The sequence below is a fragment of the Sphingobacterium sp. UDSM-2020 genome, assembly GCF_016132525.1.
Lineage (GTDB): Bacteria > Bacteroidota > Bacteroidia > Sphingobacteriales > Sphingobacteriaceae > Sphingobacterium > Sphingobacterium anhuiense.
This window is the reverse complement of record NZ_CP066166.1, coordinates 4752485-4771361: the sequence shown is the minus strand read 5'-3', so window position 1 is coordinate 4771361 and position 18877 is coordinate 4752485. Positions and strand designations below refer to the sequence as shown.

The 18877-nt window shown below is 38.0% G+C and carries 20 protein-coding genes; 9 read left to right on the top strand and 11 right to left on the bottom strand.

Going from position 1 to position 18877, the window contains the following annotated elements:
* Positions 1–59 precede the first annotated feature (59 nt).
* The 6 genes from JAZ75_RS20170 to JAZ75_RS20145 are packed head-to-tail and all read right to left on the bottom strand — an operon-like array spanning position 60 to position 6401.
* Positions 60–1304 (bottom strand): sulfate adenylyltransferase subunit 1, encoded by a 1245-nt coding sequence (locus tag JAZ75_RS20170; protein WP_208697989.1) that lies wholly within the window; start codon positions 1302–1304, stop codon positions 60–62.
* A 45-nt stretch (positions 1305–1349) separates the two neighbouring features.
* Positions 1350–2240 (bottom strand): sulfate adenylyltransferase subunit CysD, encoded by an 891-nt coding sequence (gene cysD, locus JAZ75_RS20165; protein WP_132768218.1) that lies wholly within the window; start codon positions 2238–2240, stop codon positions 1350–1352.
* Between the two features lie 11 nt (positions 2241–2251).
* Positions 2252–2953: a phosphoadenylyl-sulfate reductase gene (locus JAZ75_RS20160; protein ID WP_208697987.1), complete on the bottom strand. Its 702-nt coding sequence runs from the start codon at positions 2951–2953 to the stop codon at positions 2252–2254.
* Positions 2943–3524 (bottom strand): bifunctional precorrin-2 dehydrogenase/sirohydrochlorin ferrochelatase, encoded by a 582-nt coding sequence (locus JAZ75_RS20155; protein ID WP_132768216.1) that lies wholly within the window; start codon positions 3522–3524, stop codon positions 2943–2945. The genes JAZ75_RS20160 and JAZ75_RS20155 overlap by 11 nt, the downstream gene beginning before the upstream one ends.
* Entirely contained in the window at positions 3525–4283 is a 759-nt protein-coding gene (gene cobA / locus JAZ75_RS20150) for a uroporphyrinogen-III C-methyltransferase (RefSeq protein WP_132768214.1), read from the bottom strand.
* A gap of 15 nt (positions 4284–4298) precedes the next feature.
* Complete coding sequence (locus JAZ75_RS20145; protein ID WP_208697985.1) at positions 4299–6401, bottom strand: HEPN domain-containing protein; 2103 nt, start codon at positions 6399–6401, stop codon at positions 4299–4301.
* 145 nt (positions 6402–6546) lie between these two features.
* Here JAZ75_RS20145 and JAZ75_RS20140 point away from each other — a divergent pair, with 145 nt between their 5' ends.
* From JAZ75_RS20140 to JAZ75_RS20115, 6 genes are all read left to right on the top strand, one after another.
* A complete protein-coding gene (locus tag JAZ75_RS20140; protein ID WP_168126589.1) occupies positions 6547–7518 on the top strand; it encodes a PstS family phosphate ABC transporter substrate-binding protein in 972 nt (323 codons plus the stop codon).
* A gap of 1 nt (position 7519) precedes the next feature.
* Positions 7520–8416 (top strand): phosphate ABC transporter permease subunit PstC, encoded by an 897-nt coding sequence (gene pstC, locus JAZ75_RS20135; RefSeq protein ID WP_021188200.1) that lies wholly within the window; start codon positions 7520–7522, stop codon positions 8414–8416.
* Positions 8409–9263: a PstA family ABC transporter permease gene (locus JAZ75_RS20130; RefSeq protein WP_132768208.1), complete on the top strand. Its 855-nt coding sequence runs from the start codon at positions 8409–8411 to the stop codon at positions 9261–9263. Before pstC ends, JAZ75_RS20130 begins: the two co-directional genes overlap by 8 nt.
* Positions 9218–10027, top strand: a complete 810-nt coding sequence (locus tag JAZ75_RS20125) for a phosphate ABC transporter ATP-binding protein (RefSeq protein WP_132768206.1) — start codon at positions 9218–9220, stop codon at positions 10025–10027. The genes JAZ75_RS20130 and JAZ75_RS20125 overlap by 46 nt, the downstream gene beginning before the upstream one ends.
* Positions 10028–10100: 73 nt before the next feature.
* Positions 10101–11336 carry a PQQ-dependent sugar dehydrogenase gene (locus JAZ75_RS20120; protein WP_132768204.1) on the top strand — a complete coding sequence of 412 codons (1236 nt, stop codon included), beginning with the start codon at positions 10101–10103 and terminating at the stop codon, positions 11334–11336.
* A gap of 82 nt (positions 11337–11418) precedes the next feature.
* Positions 11419–11709 carry a hypothetical protein gene (locus tag JAZ75_RS20115; protein WP_132768202.1) on the top strand — a complete coding sequence of 97 codons (291 nt, stop codon included), beginning with the start codon at positions 11419–11421 and terminating at the stop codon, positions 11707–11709.
* Here JAZ75_RS20115 and JAZ75_RS20110 read toward each other — a convergent pair.
* From JAZ75_RS20110 to JAZ75_RS20090, 5 genes are all read right to left on the bottom strand, one after another.
* Positions 11706–12149 (bottom strand): GNAT family N-acetyltransferase, encoded by a 444-nt coding sequence (locus JAZ75_RS20110; RefSeq protein WP_208697983.1) that lies wholly within the window; start codon positions 12147–12149, stop codon positions 11706–11708. The two genes, JAZ75_RS20115 and JAZ75_RS20110, sit on opposite strands and share 4 nt — an antisense overlap.
* Positions 12140–12520 carry a diacylglycerol kinase family protein gene (locus tag JAZ75_RS20105; protein WP_021188194.1) on the bottom strand — a complete coding sequence of 127 codons (381 nt, stop codon included), beginning with the start codon at positions 12518–12520 and terminating at the stop codon, positions 12140–12142. The genes JAZ75_RS20110 and JAZ75_RS20105 overlap by 10 nt, the downstream gene beginning before the upstream one ends.
* Before the next feature lie 73 nt (positions 12521–12593).
* The gene (gene bshB1 / locus JAZ75_RS20100) at positions 12594–13319 is read right to left on the bottom strand and encodes a bacillithiol biosynthesis deacetylase BshB1 (protein ID WP_168127053.1); all 726 of its coding nucleotides are present in this window, start codon (positions 13317–13319) and stop codon (positions 12594–12596) included.
* Between the two features lie 67 nt (positions 13320–13386).
* A complete protein-coding gene (locus tag JAZ75_RS20095) occupies positions 13387–13881 on the bottom strand; it encodes a glutathione peroxidase (protein ID WP_021188193.1) in 495 nt (164 codons plus the stop codon).
* Positions 13882–13894: 13 nt separating this feature from the next.
* Positions 13895–14533, bottom strand: coding sequence for a DUF4294 domain-containing protein (locus JAZ75_RS20090; RefSeq protein ID WP_232789278.1), 639 nt, complete (start codon positions 14531–14533; stop codon positions 13895–13897).
* 149 nt (positions 14534–14682) lie between these two features.
* Between JAZ75_RS20090 and JAZ75_RS20085 the strand changes: the two genes are divergently transcribed.
* The 3 genes from JAZ75_RS20085 to JAZ75_RS20075 all read left to right on the top strand — a co-directional run bounded on the left by JAZ75_RS20085 (position 14683) and on the right by JAZ75_RS20075 (position 18875).
* On the top strand, positions 14683–16899 hold the full coding sequence (locus tag JAZ75_RS20085; RefSeq protein ID WP_132768198.1) for a RelA/SpoT family protein: 2217 nt from the start codon (positions 14683–14685) through the stop codon (positions 16897–16899).
* A gap of 83 nt (positions 16900–16982) precedes the next feature.
* Positions 16983–17471 carry a Fur family transcriptional regulator gene (locus tag JAZ75_RS20080; RefSeq protein ID WP_021190674.1) on the top strand — a complete coding sequence of 163 codons (489 nt, stop codon included), beginning with the start codon at positions 16983–16985 and terminating at the stop codon, positions 17469–17471.
* A gap of 126 nt (positions 17472–17597) precedes the next feature.
* Positions 17598–18875 (top strand): adenylosuccinate synthase, encoded by a 1278-nt coding sequence (locus tag JAZ75_RS20075; RefSeq protein WP_132768196.1) that lies wholly within the window; start codon positions 17598–17600, stop codon positions 18873–18875.
* The last annotated feature ends 2 nt before the right edge of the window (positions 18876–18877 follow it).

Sequence of the window (18877 nt, the reverse complement as noted above, 5' to 3'; positions counted from 1 at the left end):
CCACCCTTTTTCATGTTAATTAAAAAGTAATTTACTTGACTTTCTATCCCCCTCGCCTGCTAAGCAACGCTTTCAATCATAACAGCCGCAACTGTTAAGTTAGTGCGCGGGTCAATGATAATGCCCCTGCCGGTTGCCTGGTGATCCTGGTAAAGATCAAACGAGATATCTTCAGCGGCCTTAATCTGTACACGGCCTATATCATTAAGAGCTATCCCTTCACCATACTTATATTCCTGGTTCTTGATATCCACTTTATGAATGATTTCATTTATTTTCACTTTTGTCGTTCTACCGAAATTCTGAAACAAATAAATTTGATTCGTATCCAGAGCCTTGTTGTCAAACCAGCAGATATTCGCTTCAAAATTACGTTCCACCAGACCCGAATTTTGAGCCGTTACAATGGTATCACCACGGCTGATATCAACATGATCTGCAAGATGGACAATAACCGACTGGCCATCTTCCGCTTCCTGCAAATCTACTCCAGCCAGTTCAATACTTTTGATGCTACTTTTAATAGAAGAAGGTAAAATTAGCACATCATCTCCTACTTTTAGACCATGACCAACAACACGTCCAGCATATCCCCTGTAGTCATGTAACTCCTCGGTCTGTGGCCTTACCACCCATTGCACCGGTAAACGCCAAGCTTGCTGATCTGCCTCTTTAAATTCTATCGTCTCGAGATAAGACAATAAAGAAGGTCCCTCATACCAAGTCAAATGTTCCGAAGAATGCACAATATTGTCACCTTTTAGTGCAGAAACCGGCATAAAATCAACATCAGTCAATTTTAAACGTTCCGCTAAGGTCTGATAATCAGCTTTAATGTTTTCAAACACTTCCTGGCTATAATCCACCATATCCATTTTATTGATACACACTAAAACTTTTTTAAGTTCAAGTAGTTTTGCTAAAAAAGAATGACGTTTTGTTTGCTCAATAACCCCTTTACGCGCATCGACCAATATAATGATGAGATCGGAGTTAGAAGCCCCTGTTATCATATTGCGTGTGTACTGTATGTGTCCCGGTGCATCAGCAATGATAAATTTGCGGTGCTCTGTTTGAAAGTATTTATAAGCAACATCGATCGTAATTCCCTGTTCACGTTCAGCTTTCAATCCGTCGGTCAAAATTGCTAGATCCACAGTCCCATCATTATTTTTGCGGTTAGCCTTTTTTATCGCTTCCAGTTGATCGTCCAGTATCGAATCTGTATCATATAATAAACGGCCGATCAATGTGCTTTTACCATCATCAACAGAACCAGCCGTTATAAATTTTAAAATTTTCATTTTCTAGATTTTTGTATTAGTCACCAAACCTTATTGCATTGCTCCTTAGAAGTATCCCTGTTTTTTTCGGTCTTCCATTGCCGCTTCAGAAACTTTATCATCCATACGGGCACCACGCTCACTTACTGTAGAGGCTTTTATTTCTGCAATGATATCATCTAAGGCAGTAGCCTGCGAGTCCACAGCTGCAGTACAGGTCATATCACCGACTGTTCTGAATCGGACTGATTTTGTTTCCACAACATCCTCTTCATCGATGTTTAAGAAAGACGCAGCTGCCATTAATTGGCCATTCCGGGTGATCACTTCACGCTCGTGACTGAAGTAAATACTTGGAAGTTTAATATTCTCCCGTTTGATGTAATTCCAAACATCCAGTTCCGTCCAGTTTGATATTGGAAATACGCGGACATTTTCGCCCTTATTGATTTTTCCGTTAAAGATATTCCATAATTCAGGACGTTGGCGCTTCGGATCCCACTGTCCAAATTCATCACGAACAGAGAATACACGCTCTTTAGCCCTTGCTTTCTCCTCATCACGACGTGCCCCGCCAATACAGGCGTCAAAACCATTTTCAGCAATTGTATCCAGTAAAGTCACCGTCTGTAAAGCATTTCTGCTGGCATTTTTCCCCTTTTGCTCAACAACTTTACCTGCGTCAATACTATCTTGCACATGTCCTACGATCAGTTTTTCACCGATCTGTTCTACTAACCAATCGCGGTATGCAATGGTTTCTGGAAAATTGTGACCTGTATCAATATGCACCAGTGGAAAAGGAAATTTACCCGGTCTAAATGCTTTTAATGCCAAATGAACCAAAGTAATCGAATCTTTTCCACCAGAAAATAAGAGCGCAGGATTTTCAAATTGCCCGGCCACTTCACGTAATATATAGATTGATTCTGCTTCTAGTTGATCTAAATAATCCATTTAATCTTGCTTTATTTTGTTGTCACATGTAATCCACACTCTTTTTTACTCTGATCTTCCCACCACCATCGGCCGGCGCGAAAATCTTCACCCTCCTGAACAGCCCGGGTACAGGGCTCACATCCGATGCTCGGAAAGCCCTTATCGTGCAGTATATTGTAAGGTATACGCTCGCTTTTAATATAATTGGTAACCATCTCAAAAGTCCAGTCAAATAGCGGATGAATTTTGATAATATTATTTCCCTCATCATACTCGATATACTCCATATCGTGACGATTCGCCGATTGCTCCGCTCTAATTCCTGTTATCCAAATTTTGGCACCTCGCAAAGCCCGCTGTAAAGGCTCTATTTTGCGTATGTAGCAACAAGATTTTCTATTTTCAACAGACTCATAAAATGAGTTCGGCCCCTTTTCAGAAACAAATTCCTGAACCTTTTCGGTATTCGGGTAGTACGTATCAATTTTTAGCGCATAGCGCTCAGCAGTTCTGCTCCATAACGAATAAGTCTCCTTAAAAAGTCTTCCCGTATCCAAAGTAAAAACCCTGATATTCACTTTGCTCTTTCCTATCCAATCTGTAATAATCTGATCTTCGATACCGAAAGATGTCGAAAATACAACCTGATTAGGATATTGTTCAGTAATAACCTGAAGCAGATCCGCTCCCTGTTTTCCTGATAAAAGTTCTTTAATTCCACTAATTTCCATCTCTCTCAATTAATGATTTTGTATGTTTATTCAGCGCCGTGACTTTTGACTGAAAATCACCTTTTAATTGATTCCGCAACTGGCTCATCAATTCCAATGTTTCATCAATCTCCTCAGGAAGCATTTCCTGTAAAAACTCCTTTACTCTTTTTGCAATTGTCGGGGATTTACCGTTCGTTGAAATCGCAATTTTCAAATTACCTTTTTTAACGATCGATCCAAGATAGAAGTCACATAGTTCCGGTTTATCTGCCGCATTTAGCAAAATATGTTTTGAACTCGCTAACGCTCTTATTTGATCATTAAGTTCATGATTGTTTGTTGCCAGCATCACGAGATGTTTTTCATCAAGATCCGATTCCACAAAATCACGCTCTTCAAAAACGATATGCTTATATTGCGTCATGATGATTTTAAATTCATGACATATTTTAGTCGCAATTACTGTTATATGTGCTTTATCATTATTCTGAATGATTGCTTGAAATTTCTCTAACCCGATCGGTCCACCTCCCACTAATAAAATGTGAATCTGATCTGGCTTGACAAAAATTGGAAATAGCGTATTCATTTAAACAGTTGCGTATTTTTCAATAATATGTTTAAAATTCGGATGCTTAGAAACAACTTCGCCCAAAACAATAATAGCCGGTACACCAATGCGTTTTTCCTGAGTTTCGTCCAGTATATCGTCAATCGTACCGATAATAATTTTTTCATTTGGCATAGAGCCATTTTGAATCAATGCAATAGGCAGATTTTCTTTACCATGCTGTTTGTATAATGCGACTATTTCTGTTAGCTTACCAAATCCCATCAGCACCACTACTGTTGCATTTGTTTTAACAGCTGCATATAAGTCCTCTGAGAGTTTTCCTTCAGTTGTAGAGCCAGTTATCACCCAAAAACTTTCACTTATACCGCGATAAGTTAAAGGAATCTTTTGGAGGCCCGTTAATCCGATACTAGAGGAAATACCCGGAATAACCGCTGTTTCGATATCATATTGATTAATAAAATCAAGTTCTTCACCACCACGTCCAAATACAAATGGATCTCCGCCTTTTAATCGCACCACATGACCATGAGTCAGCGCATAATCGACCAGTAACTGGTTGATCTGATCCTGTGAAGTAGAAAGCTGTTCCGCTCTTTTCCCAACATATACCTTCGTGCAGTTTGCACTGGCAAAATCCAATAAACTCTCATCCACTAAAGCATCGTATAAAATTACATCCGCTGCCTTTATCGCTTTTATACCTTTTAAGCTGATCAATTCAGGATCACCAGGACCCGCTCCGACCAAAGTTACTTTTGGTTTAATATTCATCTTCTATCCTCCTCATTAATTAACTTTCACCGCATTTCTATACTCATACACAGCGTTAAAGAATGTATTCAAGCTCTCAAGGTAGTTTTCAGCAAACTCTGGAGTAGGCTCATTCTTATTTATTTGCAAAACCAGTTCTGGGAACGTAGTTTCCAATTCAAAAATATGTTGTTCCACAAATTGCGCTTGGAACTCCTGGATCACAGCATGCTGTGAACTCACATTAACACCTTTATCCAATAATAATGCTTTAGCACAACCTATAAAAGTACTGTAGGCATGATAAATAGCATCCGCATACTTTTTCTCCTCAAGAGCAGAAACCGCCCAAGCTCTTTTTTCTTCAGCTTCAAAGATCAAAGTAGCAACAAGGTCAATCATGACACCCGCACATTCACCCACACCGATCGCTGTTTCAAAAGTCTCCTGATGACCCCAATCAATATATTCATCATCAGATAGTGTTGTTAGATCAGCAAGAGGTTTCAATAAGGTGTAGAAATAGTTTTTAGTCTGACGGTCATAGTAAGCATGAAAGTTTTCACCTTCCTGAACATTCTTTTTATAATCCGTTAAAACCAGGTCAACCACGTGCAGTACTCTTTTGGTAGGTACTTTGATAATTCTTTCGGCCACACGACCTACACCATCACCAACAGTACCACCACCGATCATGACCTGTGCAGCAGGAACGACTTTACCGTTTGCTTTTACAGAACTTCCATGAAAACCCAGATGCGCCAATCCATGCTGTCCACAAGAGTTCATACAGCCTGAAATTTTGATCTTCAGTTCACGGTTGTAAACAAAATCTGCGTAAAAATCACGAATGTATGACTCAATAACCCGTGCCATCTCTGTACTGTTTGAAATACCCAGATTACATGTGTCCGTACCTGGGCAGGTCGTCACATCAGACGTGCTTTCAAATCCAGGAGAAGCCAACTCAAGCTTCGTCAATAATTTAAAAATATGAGGAAGCGTTTTCTCGGTAGCATACTTAAGCAACAATCCCTGATTCTGAGTGAAACGAATTTCATCGGCAACCAGACCTTCCAGTCCAGCAACCAAAACTCGTGCTTTTTCAGTTGGAAGATCACCAGTAGATATTTTAGCAAATACACCATAAAAACCTTGCTGCTTTTGCTCAAAAGTATTTGTTGACTTCCAGATCAGGTAATCCGGATCTAAATCCAAAGATAAACTTTCCACGGCATCCGTATCCGGTGGAGTCGGTTGCGTGATCGTATCGCGGTTGATCTGAAAAGATTTTACATTATTAGCAACGCGTTCCTCAGCAATTAATCTTAACACTTCATCAATACCCAATTTTTGGATCAGGTATTTAAAGCGTGCTTTATTTCTATTATTACGCTCGCCATAGCGGTCAAATACACGTAAAGAAGACTCAACAAACGGAATCAACTGATCTTCATGTAAAAATTCATGTACCAAGTGCGCTAGAAAAGGTTGAGAACCCAATCCACCACCTAACAGAACTTTAAAACCACGTTCTTCTTTACCATCAATAACCTGTATTTTAGGAATAAAGCCAAGATCATGGATATATGAAAAAGCAGTATCATCATCTGATGAAGAAAATGACATCTTAAATTTACGACCCATTTCCGCACAGATCGGGTTTCTTAAACAAAATTCGAAAACGGCCTGCGCATACGGAGAAACATCAAAAGGTTCTTTTGGGTCTATTCCGGCTGTAGGTGATGCCGTTACGTTACGCACAGTATTACCACAGGCTTCACGTAAAGTAATATCATCCTCTGCCAATTTGGCCCATAACTCTGGTGTGCGATCTAGACTAACAAAGTGTATCTGAATATCCTGACGGGTCGTGATATGCAGATTGCGAATCGCATATTCATCCGATACATCAGATATTTTAATCACTTGTTTGAAAGTTGCTTTTCCAAAAGGTAATTTAATACGCACCATTTGCACTCCAGGTTGACGTTGACCGTAAACCCCTCTTGCAAGGCGCAATGAACGAAATTTTTCATCCGTAATTTTCCCTTCCTGAAAAAGTCTAATTTTCTTTTCTAAATCAATAATCTCTTGCTCAACCACAGGGTTTTCAAGCTCTGTACGGAAACTTTGCATATGCTGAAATTCTATTTATTGGTCTGTATTCTCTTCTATTTGGTTCAAAAGTAGAAAAAAAAACTATATAATCTATAAAATCTATTAAATTAATATATATTTGTCAAAAATATTATTGTAGACCAATCCTATAGAGATAGATAAAATGAAAAAAAACAACCGTAATATACTTATATTAAGCTTATTGTTGTTACTTACGAATAACGCGTGTGCTCCTAAAATAGAGAATGGCTATACAAAAGAAAGAGGATTTGAAGGTAATATTTCCTTATCTGGAGCGTTTGCACTCTATCCTTTAGTAGTCTTATGGAGTGAAGAGTTTAAAAAGGAACATCCACATGTGCGTTTTAATATTTCAGCTGGCGGAGCAGGCAAAGGAATTGCAGATGCATTGACCGGTATGGTCGACATCGGACTTATTTCCCGCGATCTTCATCCACAGGAAATAGCAAAAGGCGCCTTTCCTATCCATGTTGCTAAAGATGCTGTGATCTGTACCATTAATGCTGAAAATCCAAATTATACCTTACTTAAAGAACGTGGTTTGACCCATGCGGAACTCAAAAATATATTTATCAATAAAAAATATAAAACCTGGAACGAGATCGACGCGCGATTTTCAAAAGATCCGGTGATCGTGTACACACGTGCTGATGCCGCCGGTGCCGCCGAAACTTGGGCCAATTTCTTTAAAAGTAAGCAGGAGGATTTAAAAGGCGTGGGAATCTTTGGTGATCCAGGAATTGCACAGGCAATTAAAGACGATAAAAATGCCATAGGATTTAACAACATCAATTACGTCTATGACTTAAAAACAAAAAAAGTAATGGATAAAATTGATGTCTTGCCAATCGATCTAAATGCAGATGGGCAGATCAGTGAAAACGAAGATTTTTATAGTACCATAGATGATTTAACGGATGCTGTCAGTAACAACCATTACCCTAGCCCACCAGCCAGAGATCTTTCGTTTATCACAAAAGGGAAGCCTGATAATTTGCTCGTTAAAGAATTCATTTCATTTGTGCTAAAGAAAAAATCGCAGAGTTATTTATTGGAAAATGGATATGTGCCATTAACAGAGTCGTTAATTAATAAAGAACTGATTAAACTGTAATATGCTAAAAACAAGGTTATTAAAAAATGCAATCGCAAAACAGGTCAGTTTTGTTTTGTTGCTCATTTCACTTTCAGTGGTCATTATAATCGGTATCGGACTGACTTTTAAATCAGTACCCTTATTTGAATCGTTTAACATTCTTGAACTATTGACAAATCATGTGTGGGCACCTATGAAAGGAAGTTTTGGTTTCCTACCCTTTATTATGGGCACACTCAGTGTCACATTGGTTGCGCTATTGATTTCATGCCCACTTTGTATCTTAACCTCTATTTACTTAACAGAGTATGCGTCAGACACCTTGAAAAATGTCATATTACCGCTTATCAATGTTCTGGCAGCCATTCCTCCTGTGTTATACGGGGTTTGGGGTGTATTATTTATCGTACCTGCAATACAATCTTATATTGCGCCCATTTTTGCGGTTTCTACTTCGGGTTACACTGTTTTAGCTGGAGGAATCGTACTCGCAGTGATGATTTTCCCGATCATGATCAGTATTATGGTCGAGGTTTTAAAAACGGTACCGGCAGAACTTAAAGCAGCATCATTGTCTTTGGGCGCTACCAAATGGGAAACTGCCCAAAAAGTCATACTTAGAAGAGCAAAACCTGGTATAATAGCCGCAATTGTATTGGCGATCTCCAGAGCATTCGGCGAAACAATTGCAGTTTTGATGGTCTGCGGTAATGTTCCTAAAATACCGACATCCATATTTGATGCTGGTTATCCTATTCCCGCACTCATTGCAAACAATTTTGGGGAAATGATGTCAATACCATTATACGATTCGGCACTGATGTTTTCAGCCTTACTCCTTTTTGTTATTATTTTCGGATTCAATCTCATTTCACGCATCATATTAAACAGATTGGAGGGCAAGCATAATGGATAATCTTAAAACAAGACTTTTTAAAGAGAAAGTTGCAAAAGGTTTTATGCATCTTTCCGGAATGTTGGTCACCGGTTCACTTTTTTTTATAATCGGCACCATCCTATATAAAGGGTTACCTTATCTATCTTGGGAAATGGTGAGTCAATTACCAAAGGGCGGCTTTTACATGGGTAAAGAAGGTGGTATTTTAAATGCGATATTAGGATCTCTTTACCTTGCAGGTGTAGCAACTATATTGGCAACCTTAATCGGTGTGCCGATCGCCTTATATTTAAATATATACATCAAAACATCATCGAGACTAGCGCAGTACTCGAAATTAATGTTTGATATCCTGTACGGAATTCCTTCTATCGTATACGGAGCTGTAGGATTTACCATTATGGTTTATTTTGGCATCCGCGCATCCCTTTTAGGTGGAATTATTACCATTACACTGCTAACAATACCAATTGTGGTGCGAACAGTCGATGAAATCATCAAAACAGTTCCCACAGACTTAAAACATGTTACTTTATCTTTAGGTGCGACCAAATGGGAAGTCGCAAAAGTTTTTATTTTACACATTAAACAAGGAATATTTACAGCAATCTTACTTGCATTTGGAAGATCTATCGGAGATGTTGCCGGAGTTTTGTTAACAACAGGATTTAGCGACAATTTACCCCGTTATATTGACGAACCCGCCGCAACATTGCCATTAGCGATCTTCTTCCAGTTGAGCAGTCCTATTCCAGAAGTTCAAGGCCGTGCTTACGCATCAGCACTTATCTTAACTTTTATTATTCTAATTATTGTCATATGCACGCACATCCTATCATCGAAACAGAACAAACACAAATTGTAAGACCGGCTATTCAACCGCATATTCAGATACAGGATTTGAATATTCATATTGACGGTCATCATATTTTGAAAAACATCAATTTGTCATTGCCGAATAACAGCATTACCTCGATCATCGGTCCTTCTGGTTGTGGGAAAACGACGTTACTGAAAACCTTAAACCGACTTATTGATGATACGAAAGGAGTTCAGGTTTCAGGCTCTGTATTTGTCAATGGCGAAGATATATATGCCCCAAATGCCGAAGTAACACATATTCGAAAAAAAATGGGCCTACTTTCTCAAAAACCATTTCCGTTGCCGATGTCGATATATGACAATGTCGCTTATGGCCCTCGTATCCATGGGACAAGAGGAAAAAAGGAATTAAATGAGATCGTAGAAACACAGTTGAAGAATGTCGGACTTTGGGAAGAGGTGAAAGATCGGCTGGATCAATCCGCGACACGACTTTCCATTGGGCAGCAGCAGCGTCTATGCCTGGCACGTGGGCTTGCCGTCAAGCCTGAGATTATATTAGGCGATGAATCAACCTCTGCATTAGATCCAATATCGACGCAGACGATCGAAAATCTACTTATTGAACTCAAGAAAGATTATACCATTGTGTTGGTTACGCATATTCTGAGACAAGCACGCCGTGTTTCGGATTATATCATTTTTGTTTATGGCGGCGAAATTCTTGAATTTGGAAAAACAGAAGAAGTACTGTTAAATCCCAAACATGAAATTACACGTCAGTATGTAAAAGGCTTTATTTCATGATAAAATGCTTTGCATGTAATTTTTAAATAAATTATTTATATTTTTATATGATATGAAACAATTCAATTTGTCTATGAAAAGTAAATTAGCCACAATCCTGATTAGTTCTTTCGCATTATATTCTTGTTCTAACGGTACTACAGGTGCTGAAACGAACAATAATACGGTAGATAGTATATATCCTGCTGTAGAAACGAATGCGGCAAATACAAAATATAAACCTGCCTTTGAAGGCCAGACCCGTATCGCCGGTGTAAAAACCACTACACCATTTGAAGGAGTTGTACTCAATACAACATTGAAGTCTCCTTGGGGAATTGCGTCTTTGCCGGACGGACGTTTACTCATTACCGAAAAAGAAGGAACCTTTAGAATAGCAACTGCTGACGGTAAAGTTTCTGAACCGATAACAGGTCTACCTAAAGTGGATACAGATGGTCAAGGTGGTTTATTGGGACTAACGATAGATCCTAATTTTGAAACAAACCGAATGATCTATTTTGTTTTTTCTGAGCCAAGTGCTGAAGGAAACCTAACAGCTGTCGGTAAAGGAAAATTAGCCGCAGATGAGAAGACAGTTGAAAATGTCGCAGTTATTTACCGCGCTACACCAAAGTACAAAGGTAAACTACATTATGGTGGGCGTATCCTATTTGATAAATCTGGCAATTTAATTGTAAGTACGGGTGAACGTTCAGATTTAGCCACCAGACCTCAGGCACAAGATCTAAAATCAGGATTAGGCAAGATTGTTAGAATAACAACAGATGGCGCTCCAGCAGCGGGTAATCCGTTTGCAGGGAAAGCAGATGTAAGACCAGAAATTTACAGTTATGGACATAGAAATGTTCAAGGATTGGCACTTCATCCTGAAACGGGTGATTTATGGGAGACAGAATTTGGTCCTCGCGGTGGAGATGAACTAAACCGTATCGAGCCTGGCAAAAACTACGGCTGGCCAATCATTACTTACGGTTTAGAATACAGTGGTGAAAAAATTGGAGAACCTATCCAACAAAAAGAAGGATTAGAGCAACCGGTTTATTACTGGGATCCCGTATTATCACCTAGCGGTATTACATTCTATACAGGAGATGCCATTCCTGAATGGAAAAACAATCTATTCATCAGTGGACTAAGCAGTACGCATATTGCCCGTCTAGTTATTAAAGATAATAAAGTCGTAGGCGAAGAAAGGTTATTAGCAAAAGAAGGACAACGCTTCAGAGATATCACACAAGGTAAAGATGGAGCGCTTTATGCCATTACAGATTTAGGACGTCTTTACAAAATTGACAAAAAGAAATAAAAATTTAGATTGTAAAAAACAGCTAAAGGTAACTAGAAAGGTTACCTTTTTTTATGTATGTGTATTAATAAAAAAAGATTGTATGACAAAACACGTTCTAATCAGAATAGTCGCATTGATCATTCTTTTATTTATGGCCATTCCCATCGGTTTGTCCCAGTTAGATCCAAATAGACGTTGCGGTACAGCCGATAGCTTAGCTATAATTTTTTATATGGGAATCTTTTTGCTGCTATGGATTATCTATTTAATAGTAGAATCTGTTTTCTTATACCGTAAAAACGAAATTCCAAAATTCAGATTCAATATCATTGCCGCTCTAATTATCCCTCTTTTTATATTGATCTCTTTTTTATTTAATTTACTTGATTAAGAGAGCAATTCCATACTGTATAAGTCAAAATCTTTCGCCCAATAATCTTTTACAATCTGGTTTAAAACAAAGCCATTTTTCTGATAAAATAGATAAGTACGTTGCGAAGTACGGACAATGATGCGGTCGATCGTTTTCAGCTCTTTTAAAATTGCTATGCGGTGTTCCAGCAACTTTTTGCCATATCCCTTACCCTGTTCTGCAGGAAGGACCATATCCCAACAGATTACAGCCCTATGCTCTTCCGGCTCTACGGTAATGCCACTGCATGCCACCACTCTATTTTCTACTTCAAGAACAAAAAACTGCTGCATCTCAAAATCCAGATAATACTTCAAATCCTCTTTTTCATCCTGAGCAAAGTAAGCTGGAATATTTTCTTGCATAATATTGAGTACGACATCCCGATCCCGTAGCTCATAAGCCCTAATTAAAACCATATCGCCATTATTTTTGGAACAAAAATGAACATTGCTATAACCACAGAAACGATCGCTGCTGTTAATACTGCGGCAGCTGCTAGATCTTTCGCTTTTTTTACAAAATCATTCTTTTCCTGACAAACCAGATCCGCAAGATTTTCAATAGCGGAATTAATTATTTCAAGCGCAAAAACAGCACCAATACAGAGTAAGATGATCATCCATTCAATCGCAGCGATATCAAAGTAAATTCCAGCAACAATGGTCACAATAGTTGCCGCTACATGAATACGCGCATTATGTTCTTCTATCAACAGTATTTTGAAACCATTGAATGCATATGCAAAACTTTTTATTCGATCCTGTAGCGAGAATTGTTGATTTTTCATGTAATATATGCTGTAAAAGCAAAAGCCGTTTCTTAATATAATAAAGAAACGGCTTTTATTTGATTATTTTAAATTAAATCAGATGAAATATATCATCAACACCTAATATTTTCTTTGCCGTAAACCCTTCAGCATATTTTACCTGTATCGATCTACCAAATTCTCGCGCCCTTGCAGCTGTAGATTCCATAAAATCGGGATTCGAAATATAGGTCTGCGGTTCGTCGAGATTCGTTTCTTCGCCTGTATAAAACTGTGTTTTATACGCTAATATTGATTTTTCCTTAATCGTATAATAATCCGTAATATCCAGTACAATATCAGGTTTAATATAATAATCCTGAATCATCTGCAGCACCAATCTAGGACGGTGAGCTTCTTGTAAAATTCCGTCTGCTATCGTTTCTATTTTCCTTAGACCTGCCAAAAAGCATGCTTCATTCACCATGTGACCTGCTCTGCCATGATCAGGATGGCGGTCAGTAATGGCATTTGTGATTATAATTTCTGGTTGATATTTACGGATCGCCTGAATGACAGCAAGCTTATCTTCTTCACTATTATTGAAAAAACCATCACGTAGCGCTAAGTTATCTCTTACCGTTAAGCCCAATATTGCTGCTGCATCGTTTGCTTCACGATCTCTGGTTTCAGCAGTACCGCGAGTACCAAGTTCCCCTCTCGTAAGATCTACAATACCTACTTTTTTACCCGCAGCAACATATTTTGCTATTGTACCTCCGGCCCCTAATTCTGCATCATCCGGATGCACAGTAATTACTAATAAATCAAGTTTTATCATGCGAGTCTATTTTCAATGTTTAACCAACTAAATATAGACAAAAGTAGTAAACATTTCGTTCTTTCTACCCTTCAGATAATAATTGCTCAACACGTTTTTTGATTCTAGACGCCGTTGGTGAGGTTGTTGAGTAAAAATAGTCGACTACCTCTCCATTTTTATTGATCAGATATTTGTGAAAATTCCATAGTGGTTTACTCGAAACATGTCCATTTTCCTCCTTTTGAGCAAGATAACGATACAAGGGCGAGGCATATTCGCCAATCACATGTGTACGTTTAAAAACAGAAAAATGAACTTGTTGGTTAATTTTACAAAAAGTCTCTAACGTATAACCAGTTAGTGGTTCCTGTTTTCCAAAATTATTAGATGGGAAAGCAAGAATTTCAAAACCATCATTTTTATAGGTCTGGTAAAGTTTTTCTAAGGATTTAAATTGGCTCGTAAACAGGCATTGGCTGGCCGTATTTACAATGAGCAATACTTTTCCCTTATAGTCAGCTAATGATTTTTCTTGACCATTGAACTGTAGGGCTTTAAAATCATAAACTGTCTTCATAAATTAATAATTTTTAAAAATACTGTGGATCTCTTCTCGTTTTTTGAAATTCTCTAATGATATTTTCTATTTCAAAATCTTCTCTCGGTTCGTAAGTACTTTTTAGGTTATGTCCAAATATTTTAGCTACCCCTTGGTATAAAAAAGCAGATAACCCACCTTTCATCTGTTTCACCATTTCATAGCTCGAATGTCCTGTTTGTCGGTCTATAAGTTTAATGAGAATTTTCCCCTGTGTAATACTCATATTTTTAATTTCCCGATTAAACATCGACTTCACTTCATTCTCACATGTTTCGATCAGCTTTTTCTGTTCTTTTTTATCAGAAACCAATGCAAGTTCCCGGTCCAACTGATCATATCTTTTTTGAGCAAAAATAGCATAAGGCAATACCCTTAACACATTTCGTCTTAGCCTTAGGTACTGTTTTTTAGCATCTTCCGAAGTCCATATTCTTGGTTTTGATATTTTGACCTCTGGAATTAAGAACCAAGGAAGCCGCTCGCCACTCTCTAATGTGGTCATATTATACTCTTCAATTACTTGTTGCTGCCCCTCCCCGTAGAGCGGTACTGTCAGTGCTTGAGACATCCCCAAAAAAGGGATAAAAGCAAGTAAAGATAGTATCCAGCGTAAGTTTATTCTGATCATTACAATTTAAAAATTGTCTTTTTTTGTCAATAGTATTAAAAAATTATTACATTTAATAAAAATAAATCGGGTTTACTATTTATTCCTTTAAATTAACAATAACTAATTTAAGAAATGTATTTTTAAAATCATAATGCAACTGCAAGTTTATGAAAGATTATGTGATTGATATAGAAGCAGAAAATAAAGAAATACGTAAAAGATACCGAGCATTACTACGCGCATGTAAACCAACGATGCAACGAGGTGACAAGCAGATGATCAGAAAAGCATTTGATCTCGCATTAGAAAGTCACAAAGAAATGCGTCGAAAATCTGGCGAACCTTATATTTTCCACCCGATTGCCGTAGCTCAGATTGCTGCAGAAGAAATTGGTTTAGGTACAACTTCAATAGTTTGTGCCCTCTTACACGATGTGGTTGAAGATACCAACATTACACTCGATGAGATCGAGCAGATGTTTGGTAAAAAAGTGCGTCGTATTATTGATGGACTGACAAAAATTTCAGGAATTTTTGATCCGAACAGTTCCATGCAGGCAGAAAATTTCCGTAAGATGTTATTAACATTGGCAGATGATGTCCGTGTTATATTGATCAAACTAGCGGATCGCCTGCATAACATGCGTACCATGGAATTTATGGCACGTGATAAGCAATTGAAAATTGCTTCAGAAACCAGTTATTTATATGCGCCATTGGCACATAGACTGGGTTTATATGCGATCAAGTCTGAACTGGAAGACTTATCCATGAAGTTCACAGATCCCGACACCTACAAGTTTATCGCTCGAAAACTTAACGAAAAAAAGGCGGAAAGAGAGAAATTTATCTCCGACTTTATTCAGCCTGTGCAAGAAATATTACAGGAACAAGGTATAACGGCGCAAATTTTCGGCAGACCCAAATCCATTCATTCCATCTGGACCAAGATGCGTAAAAAATCGATTCCTTTCGAAGAGGTTTACGATTTATTTGCGATCCGTATTGTCATCGATACCGATGATGAGCGTGAAAAAACAGAGTGTTGGAAAGTGTATTCTATTGTAACCGACCTGTACCGACCAAACCCCGACCGCCTAAGAGACTGGGTATCATCACCTAAAGGTAATGGATATGAATCCCTGCATACCACGGTTATGGGACCTCGTGGTCAATGGGTTGAAGTTCAGATTAGAACCAGCCGCATGAATGAAATTGCGGAGAAAGGTTTTGCGGCACACTGGAAATATAAAGAATCCAATTCGGACAGTGGGTTAGACCAGTGGATCAAAAAAATTAGAGATGTACTGAGCAATCCGGAACAGAATGCACTGGACTTTGTGGACGACTTTAAAATGAATTTGTTCTCCGATGAGATCTTTATTTTCACGCCAAAAGGAGCCCTTATTCAATTGCCACATGAAGCCACTGCATTAGATTTTGCCTTTGAAATCCACTCGGATATCGGAGCAACCTGTATCGGTGCAAAAGTCAACCATAAATTGGTGCCTTTAAGTCATGTTTTGCAAAATGGTGATCAAGTAGAGATCATAACATCGAGCAAACAGACACCAAAAGAAGACTGGTTGAATTTTGTCGTGACAGCAAAAGCAAAATCCAAAATCCGTTCTTCACTGAAAGAAGAAAGACGTCGTGTGGCGGAAGATGGTAAAGAAATTCTGGAGCGTAAGCTGAAAACGTTAAAGATTACCTATAACACTGATAATATTAATAAAATTGCGAATTTCCTTAAATTTCCAAGTTCGCAGGATCTGTTTTATAATGTAGCCAAAGGACTCGTTGATATTAAACAATTGCGCGAATTTGTGGCGCACGAAAAAAACAACGATGCGACACTGAGTACCCAAAACACCCAATTTAATACACATATTGGTGGTTTAGTAGAGAAATTCAGTAAAAAAGATCAGGATACCCTCTTGTTAGGTGATGATTTGCAGAAAATCGATTACACCCTTGCTCCTTGTTGTAACCCAATACCTGGAGATGATGTATTTGGATTTTTAACTGTAAACGATGGTATAAAAATACACCGTACCAGCTGTCCAAATGCATCCAAATTAATGGCGAACTACGGTTACCGCATTATGAAGGCTAAGTGGACATCCCAAACAGATGTATCTTTCTTGACCGGATTACGTATTGTCGGTATCGATGATGTTGGTTTGGTCAATAAGATCACCACCGTCATATCTCAGGAGTTTAAAGTTAATATTCGCTCCTTAAGTATTACCAGTAACGAGGGAATCTTTGAAGGGCATATTATGGTCTTTGTAAATGATACAGAACAATTGGAAAATCTAATGAAAACGCTTAAACAAGTGCGCGGCATTACCACTGTTTCACGATATGAATCTGAGAGTTAAACATCAGCTGAATATCACATTTTTTTAATACTACAATAATTGAATCAAAATTGGTAAATTTGTAAAGAATCTTATTGATTAATATGAACGCAGCTGAAAATTACGCAACAGTAAAAAAGATCTTTGAAGCTTACTTAGAAAATAAAAATCTAAGAAAAACTCCAGAGCGTTATGCTATTTTAGAAGAAATTTATTCCCGTACAGATCACTTTGATGTAGAATCATTGTACATCCATATGAAGAATAAAAAATACCGAGTTAGCCGTGCCACTGTATACAACACGTTAGAATTGTTGGTATCCTGTGACTTAGTTACTAAACATCAATTTGGGCGCAATATGGCTCAATTTGAAAAATCCTATGGCTTTAAACAACACGATCACGTCATTTGTATTGAATGTAATATCGTGGTGGAATTTTGTGACCCACGTATCAACCAGATTCAAAGCTTAATGGGTGATTTATTAAAATTCGATATCAAACATCACTCGTTAAATCTGTATGGTGTTTGTAATGATTGTCAACAAAAAATCGCTGCCTCAAAAGCAAAAGAAGAGGTTATTTCAAATTAATCTCAGGATTGGCAAAATATAATAGTACATTTGTTCAGAAAATGATTTGCTCATTTTTCTGAACATTTTGTTTTTAGATAATTCAAAAAATTAACATAAATTCTTAATCACAATACTTTAAAAGCTATGCAAGTTGATGTGCTTTTGGGCTTACAATGGGGAGACGAAGGTAAAGGTAAAATCGTTGATGTATTTTGTCCACAATACGATTTAATTGCTCGTTTCCAAGGCGGCCCTAACGCCGGACACACATTGGAGTTTGATAACAAAAAATTCGTTTTAAACACGATCCCTTCGGGTATCTTCAATGAAGGAACTCTTAACCTAATCGGAAATGGTGTTGTTATCGACCCGATTATCTTAAAGAGAGAACTAGACAATTTGAAAACTGCTGGATTTGATCCAGTAGGTAAAGGAAATTTAGTGTTAGCTCGTAAAGCGCATTTAATCCTTCCTACTCACCAGTTACTAGATGCTGCTTCAGAATCTAAAATGGGTGACGGTAAAATTGGTTCTACCTTAAAAGGTATTGGTCCTACCTATATGGATAAAACAGGTCGTAATGGCCTACGTGTGGGTGATACTACATTGCCAGATTTCAAAGAGCGTTACGAAAAATTGAGAGAAAAACACCTTTCTATTTTATCACACTACGGTGAAATCCCTGATTTCTCTGAAAAAGAAGAAGCTTTCTTAGCTGCTATCGAATTCATTAAAACTATTCCACATGTTGATTCAGAACATTTAGTGAATCAATATTTAAAGGATGGTAAAAAAGTATTGGCAGAAGGTGCTCAAGGTACTTTGTTAGATGTTGACTTTGGTTCTTATCCATTCGTTACATCTTCAAATACAACTACAGCGGGCGCATGTACAGGTTTAGGTATTGCTCCAAATAAAATTGGTGCAGTATATGGTATCTTCAAAGCTTATGCTACTCGCGTAGGTGGAGGCCCATTCCCGACTGAATTACATGATGAAGTAGGTGAAAACTTACGTAAATTAGGTCATGAATTTGGCGCAACAACAGGTCGCGCACGTCGTACTGGTTGGATTGATATTCCTGCTTTAAAATATGCCATCATGTTAAACGGTGTTACCGAATTGATCATGATGAAAGCTGATGTGTTGGATACTTTCGAAAAAATCAAAGTTTGTACACACTACAAACATGAAGGAAAAGTAATCGATTACATGCCATATGAGATTATCACGAACGAGGCTGAGCCTATTCTTGAAGAAATCGACGGCTGGAATCAAGATCTGACTGGTATCACTCAACAAAGTGAAATCCCTGCAGCATTACAAAATTACATTACGTATCTAGAGAAAGCACTAGAAGTGCCTATCACGTTCCTATCTGTTGGTCCAGATCGTAAACAAACATTAAAATTGACTAAATAGTT

What these genes read in the sequence shown, in the direction of transcription:
- JAZ75_RS20095 (WP_021188193.1), bottom strand. Translation starts at nt 13,881, where the DNA reads ATGAAGACAGTTTATGATTTTAAAGCCCTACAGTTCAATGGTCAAGAA.
- JAZ75_RS20125 (WP_132768206.1), top strand. Translation starts at nt 9,218, where the DNA reads ATGCACGCACATCCTATCATCGAAACAGAACAAACACAAATTGTAAGA.
- JAZ75_RS20160 (WP_208697987.1), bottom strand. Translation starts at nt 2,953, where the DNA reads ATGGAAATTAGTGGAATTAAAGAACTTTTATCAGGAAAACAGGGAGCG.
- JAZ75_RS20115 (WP_132768202.1), top strand. Translation starts at nt 11,419, where the DNA reads ATGACAAAACACGTTCTAATCAGAATAGTCGCATTGATCATTCTTTTA.
- JAZ75_RS20090 (WP_232789278.1), bottom strand. Translation starts at nt 14,533, where the DNA reads ATGATCAGAATAAACTTACGCTGGATACTATCTTTACTTGCTTTTATC.
- JAZ75_RS20080 (WP_021190674.1), top strand. Translation starts at nt 16,983, where the DNA reads ATGAACGCAGCTGAAAATTACGCAACAGTAAAAAAGATCTTTGAAGCT.
- cysD (WP_132768218.1), bottom strand. Translation starts at nt 2,240, where the DNA reads ATGGATTATTTAGATCAACTAGAAGCAGAATCAATCTATATATTACGT.
- pstC (WP_021188200.1), top strand. Translation starts at nt 7,520, where the DNA reads ATGCTAAAAACAAGGTTATTAAAAAATGCAATCGCAAAACAGGTCAGT.
- JAZ75_RS20075 (WP_132768196.1), top strand. Translation starts at nt 17,598, where the DNA reads ATGCAAGTTGATGTGCTTTTGGGCTTACAATGGGGAGACGAAGGTAAA.
- JAZ75_RS20130 (WP_132768208.1), top strand. Translation starts at nt 8,409, where the DNA reads ATGGATAATCTTAAAACAAGACTTTTTAAAGAGAAAGTTGCAAAAGGT.
- JAZ75_RS20170 (WP_208697989.1), bottom strand. Translation starts at nt 1,304, where the DNA reads ATGAAAATTTTAAAATTTATAACGGCTGGTTCTGTTGATGATGGTAAA.
- JAZ75_RS20140 (WP_168126589.1), top strand. Translation starts at nt 6,547, where the DNA reads ATGAAAAAAAACAACCGTAATATACTTATATTAAGCTTATTGTTGTTA.
- JAZ75_RS20085 (WP_132768198.1), top strand. Translation starts at nt 14,683, where the DNA reads ATGAAAGATTATGTGATTGATATAGAAGCAGAAAATAAAGAAATACGT.
- JAZ75_RS20120 (WP_132768204.1), top strand. Translation starts at nt 10,101, where the DNA reads ATGAAAAGTAAATTAGCCACAATCCTGATTAGTTCTTTCGCATTATAT.
- JAZ75_RS20155 (WP_132768216.1), bottom strand. Translation starts at nt 3,524, where the DNA reads ATGAATACGCTATTTCCAATTTTTGTCAAGCCAGATCAGATTCACATT.
- cobA (WP_132768214.1), bottom strand. Translation starts at nt 4,283, where the DNA reads ATGAATATTAAACCAAAAGTAACTTTGGTCGGAGCGGGTCCTGGTGAT.
- JAZ75_RS20105 (WP_021188194.1), bottom strand. Translation starts at nt 12,520, where the DNA reads ATGAAAAATCAACAATTCTCGCTACAGGATCGAATAAAAAGTTTTGCA.
- JAZ75_RS20145 (WP_208697985.1), bottom strand. Translation starts at nt 6,401, where the DNA reads ATGCAAAGTTTCCGTACAGAGCTTGAAAACCCTGTGGTTGAGCAAGAG.
- JAZ75_RS20110 (WP_208697983.1), bottom strand. Translation starts at nt 12,149, where the DNA reads ATGGTTTTAATTAGGGCTTATGAGCTACGGGATCGGGATGTCGTACTC.